Origin of the sequence: Nocardiopsis sp. TNDT3, assembly GCF_003427465.1 — a bacterium.
In the GTDB taxonomy this organism is placed as follows: domain Bacteria; phylum Actinomycetota; class Actinomycetes; order Streptosporangiales; family Streptosporangiaceae; genus Nocardiopsis; species Nocardiopsis dassonvillei.
Genome location: NZ_QPFC01000901.1, coordinates 1 through 4,254 on the forward strand (window position 1 = coordinate 1; position 4,254 = coordinate 4,254).

Genomic DNA, 4,254 nt, shown 5'->3' on the forward strand with positions numbered 1-4,254 from the left:
CGGGGAGGCGGCCACGCCTGTGGGCTGCGGTCCTTCGGCCGCCCCCCCGGGCCGCTGCGCCGGGTTCGTGCCCGCGCGTCCGGGGTCCGGGCCCCGTTTCACCCGGCGCCGCTCCGCCTGTCCGCGGTGCGGCCCCTCAGCGCGGACATCCCCCGAAACGCGGGACCGCCCGCCCCGCGCGGAACGGGACGGGCGGACGGGAGAGCCGGTTCAGGTCACTCCAGGGTGTCCTTGAGCTTGTCCACGAAGCCCTCGCCCTTGGTGGCCTTGGACGGGCCCTTGACCGAGCCCTCGCCGCTGGGGCCGCCGTCGGTCCCGTACAGCGCGGGGTCCGGGGGCGGCGCGGAGGCCGGGCCGCCGAGCGGCTGGGGCTGGTCGAGGTAGCGCAGCTCGTGGCGGCCGTCCGGCGCGGGCCGGTGCGACCAGCCGCCGTTGGCGGCCGCCGTGCCGTCCGACAGGCCCCAGATCGTGTTGGCGTGCTCCTGGTTCTCCTCGTCGAAGAGCGCGTTGGGCGCGATCTCGCCCTCCATGCCGTCCTCCTGGAGCTCCTCGATCGCGGCCAGCCACATGTTCTGGTGGACGGTGTCGCGGGCCAGGTTGAACTGGAGCATGGCCTTGACACCGGGGTCGTCGGTCATGTTGTACAGGCGCGCGGTCTGGAGCCTGCCCTGGGCCTCGGCCGCGGCGTTGGCGCGGAAGTCGGCCAGCAGGTTGCCGCTGGCCACGATGTACTTGCCGTTCCAGGGGGTGCCGCCGGAGTCGGCCGGTACGGCGCCGCCGCCGGCGACGATGGCCTGCTGCGGGTTCATCCCGCCCACGACCGCGGCCACGGCCGGGTCCTTGACGGCCTTGGCCACCGTGGTGGCCGGAGCGCCCTCCAGCAGGCGCGCCACCATCGTGGCGAGCATCTCGACGTGGCCGATCTCCTCGGTGGCCACGTCCATGATCAGGTCCTTGTACTTGCCCTCGACGCGGCAGTTCCACCCCTGGAACAGGTACTGCATGGTGACGGTCATCTCGCCGTAGGCGCCGCCGATGAGCTCCTGGAGCTTGGCCGCGTAGAGCGCGTCGGGAGCCTCGGGCTTGGCCTCGAACTGCAGGTGTTTGGTGTGCCGGAACATGTCCACCTCATCACTGGGGGATGTGGCCGTCGCACTGCGTGCTTCCGACTCCGGCTACCCAGGGCCTCCGGCCGGTAACGCTGATTGGAGGGGATTTGGCCTTTCCGTGTACCCGTCCGTGTACCCGCGCCTGCCGTCCCCGGCCGCTCGGCAGAGGCCCCTTCCGACGGCGGCCCGCCCGCGTCCGCTCGGGTTTGTCGTACAGGGAGGGGGTAGATGCCGGTCCGCAAAGCACAACATAAGGAAGAGGTGGACATGCTGGAGGCTTTATCTCCCCCCTGGCCGCTGGGGTGGAGCGTCGCGATCTTCGTCCTGGTGGCCGCGGTGACCGTGGTGGCCAGTGTGCGGATGACCTCCCTCGGCGACGTCCTGGCCGACCGCACCGGCTGGGGCGAGGCGGTCTTCGGCGCGGTCTTCTTCGGACTGGCCACGTCCCTGTCGGGGATCGTGATGACCGCGGTCAGCGCCCTCGGCGACCAGCCCGGACTGGCCTACAGCAACGCGGTCGGGGGCATCGCCGCGCAGACGCTGGCGCTGGCGGTGGCCGACTTCTTCTACCGGCGCGCCAACCTGGAGCACGCCGCTGCCTCCTCGGCGAACCTGCTCTTCTGCTGTCTGCTCATCGGCCTGCTGTCCGTGGTCGTGCTCACCGCACTGGGCCCGGACGTGACGCTCCTGGGGGTGCACCCGGCCTCGGTGGGGATGATCGCCTTCTACATGGGCGGGCTCTGGCTGATCAGGCAGGAGAACGAGCAGCCCATGTGGCAGGCCGTGCGCACCCGGGAGACCGTGGTGGACGTCCCCGACGACGACGGCGCCGACGAGGAGGACGGCACCGGCACGGGCGTGCTGTGGGTGCGCTTCCTCGCGGTGGGCACCGTGGTGGCCGTGGGCGGGTGGGCGCTCGCCGAGGCTGCGGGCGTGATCGTGGAGTCCACCGGGCTCAGCGCTGGGCTGGTCGGCGCGGTGGCCATGGGCGCGGTGAACGCCATCCCCGAGACGGTCGCGGCGGTCGCCGCGGTCCGGCGGGGCGCGATGACCCTGGCGGTGTCCGCCATCATCGGCGGCAACAGTCTGGACGCGCTCAACGTGGCCGTGGGTGACGTCTTCTACCGCGGGGGTTCGCTGTACCACGCCGCCAGCGCCGACGAACTCTTCCTCACCGTCGGCGCGCTGCTGATGACCGTGGTCCTGCTCGCCGGGCTCATCATCCGCCAGACGAAGGGCTGGGGCCGGATCGGATTCGAGGGCGTGCTGCTGATCGTGCTCTACCTGGGGATCCTCGGCGTGCTCACGTTCTGACGCCGTCCGCGCCCCCGGCGCGGGCCCCGGGCTCCCCTTCAGCCCACCCGGTGCAGCCGGACCCCGTCCAGGCGCCCGTCCTCGGCCACCAGCGTCATGTACGTGTGGTGGGGCTGCCTGCGCCGGTCGGTGGGGGAGCCCGGGTTGAGCAGGCGCAGACCGGAGGGGGCCGTGGTGTCCCACGGGATGTGGGAGTGCCCGAACACCAGCACGTCGCAGTCGGGGAAGCGCTCCTGGCAGCGCTTCTCGCGCCCGCGCGCGTCGCCGGTCTCGTGCACGACCGCGAAGCGCACCCCGCCGAGCGTGGCGCGGGCGACCTCGGGCAGCCGCTCGCGCAGGTCGGCGCCGTCGTTGTTGCCGTGGACGCCGACCAGGAGTTCGGCCCGCGCGTCGAGGCGTTCCAGGCTGGCCAGGTCGCACCAGTCCCCGGCGTGGATCACCGCGTCGGCCCGGTCGACCTCGCGCCAGACCTGTTCGGGCAGGTCGCGGGCGCGGCGCGGGATGTGGGTGTCGGACACGATCAGTACGCGCATGCGCGCAAGCGTAGGCGACGCGGGCGTCGGCCGCGCGCGGGTCGCTGCGCCGCTCGTGCCCGCGCGCTCACCCGCGCGGACGCGCTCCGGTCACTCGTCGGCGCCGAGGGAGTTGTACCCCTTGGCCCGCTCCTGACCCGACAGCGCGTGGATGGAGTCCATGATCCGGTCGGTGATCTCCCGGCGCGCCTTGCCCGGGGCGAGGTGGTCGTAGCCGGTGGAGAAGTCCAGCGGTTCGCCGAAGCGGATGCTGTAGGGGCGCGGGCGCGGCATGGAGGCGCCGACCGGCTGCACGTCCTGGGTTCCGGCCACGGCCACCGGCACGACCGGGGCCTTGGACTCCATCGCCAGCAGGGCCACGCCGGTGCGGCCCCGGTACAGGCGTCCGTCCCGGGAGCGGGTGCCCTCGGGGTAGATCACGCAGGCCTCGCCCTCGTTCAGGCGCTCCAGCATCATCTCCAGGGACAGCATGGCCCCGCGCGCGTCGCGGCGCTGCACCGGCATGGCGCCCAGGGAGGAGAACACGGTCTTGGTCACGCGCCCCTTGATGCCGGTCCCCTCGAAGTAGTCGGACTTGGCCAGGAAGCGCACCCGGCGCTGGGTGACCGACAGCGGGATGATCACGCTGTCGATGAAGGACAGGTGGTTGCTGGCCAGCAGGACCGCTCCGTCGGCGGGGACGTTCTCACGGCCCTCGACGGTCGGACGGCACAGGGTACGGGCGAGTACCGACACCGTCTGCCGCAAAGCACCGTAGAACACGTGTTCTCCCTCACCAATGGTCGGATGACGGAGTCCAATGTAAGGCCGACCCGTGGGTAACAACGGGTCGGCCACGAGGAGAGTGTTCCAGGTCACCACGCGGGGAGGGCGGGCGGAACAGGCCCGTGACGTGCGGGTTCCTGTGGGTTCAGTCGGCGCGGCGCCATTCGGCGTTGGCCCCGCACACCACCAGGCACGGCCGCTCGCCGGGGACGCGCCCCGCCAGCCAGGCGGCGAAGGGCACGGCCGCGGCCGGTTCGGTGGCGATGCGGAACTCCTCCCAGAGCCGGTCCTGGGCCCGCAGGATCTCGGCGTCGCTCACCAGGGCCCGGGTCACCGGGTGGGCGCTCAGCACCTCGAAGGGGACCCGGCCCAGGGTGGCCGCGCCCAGCGCGGAGGAGGCCACCGAGTCCACGGGGGTCTGCACGGGGTGCCCGGCGGCCATCGCGGCGTGCATGCTCGCGCAGCCCTCGGGTTCGGCGCCCACGACCTCGCGCCCCTCCGCGCCCAGGCGCACCCCGGCCACCAGTCCGCCG

General features: G+C 72.7%; 5 protein-coding genes. 1 reads left to right on the forward strand and 4 read right to left on the reverse strand.

Annotated elements, in window-relative coordinates:
* Window positions 1-215: 215 nt before the first annotated feature.
* Window positions 216-1,121 carry a manganese catalase family protein gene (locus tag DQW06_RS21310; RefSeq protein ID WP_013152883.1) on the reverse strand — a complete coding sequence of 302 codons (906 nt, stop codon included), beginning with the start codon at window positions 1,119-1,121 and terminating at the stop codon, window positions 216-218.
* Window positions 1,122-1,337: 216 nt separating this feature from the next.
* Between DQW06_RS21310 and DQW06_RS21315 the strand changes: the two genes are divergently transcribed.
* Window positions 1,338-2,423, forward strand: a complete 1,086-nt coding sequence (locus tag DQW06_RS21315; protein WP_198662513.1) for a sodium:calcium antiporter — start codon at window positions 1,338-1,340, stop codon at window positions 2,421-2,423.
* Between the two features lie 38 nt (window positions 2,424-2,461).
* Here DQW06_RS21315 and DQW06_RS21320 read toward each other — a convergent pair whose 3' ends face one another.
* The 3 genes from DQW06_RS21320 to DQW06_RS21330 form a co-directional block, all read right to left on the reverse strand.
* On the reverse strand, window positions 2,462-2,956 hold the full coding sequence (locus tag DQW06_RS21320; protein ID WP_013152885.1) for a metallophosphoesterase: 495 nt from the start codon (window positions 2,954-2,956) through the stop codon (window positions 2,462-2,464).
* A gap of 90 nt (window positions 2,957-3,046) precedes the next feature.
* Window positions 3,047-3,718, reverse strand: a complete 672-nt coding sequence (locus tag DQW06_RS21325; protein ID WP_013152886.1) for a 1-acyl-sn-glycerol-3-phosphate acyltransferase — start codon at window positions 3,716-3,718, stop codon at window positions 3,047-3,049.
* A gap of 148 nt (window positions 3,719-3,866) precedes the next feature.
* The coding region (locus tag DQW06_RS21330; RefSeq protein ID WP_117199171.1) for a pyridoxal-phosphate dependent enzyme at window positions 3,867-4,254 on the reverse strand (388 nt) is incomplete at its 5' end.

What these genes read in the sequence shown, in the direction of transcription:
- DQW06_RS21310 (WP_013152883.1), bottom strand. Translation starts at nt 1,121, where the DNA reads ATGTTCCGGCACACCAAACACCTGCAGTTCGAGGCCAAGCCCGAGGCT.
- DQW06_RS21320 (WP_013152885.1), bottom strand. Translation starts at nt 2,956, where the DNA reads ATGCGCGTACTGATCGTGTCCGACACCCACATCCCGCGCCGCGCCCGC.
- DQW06_RS21315 (WP_198662513.1), top strand. Translation starts at nt 1,338, where the DNA reads ATGCCGGTCCGCAAAGCACAACATAAGGAAGAGGTGGACATGCTGGAG.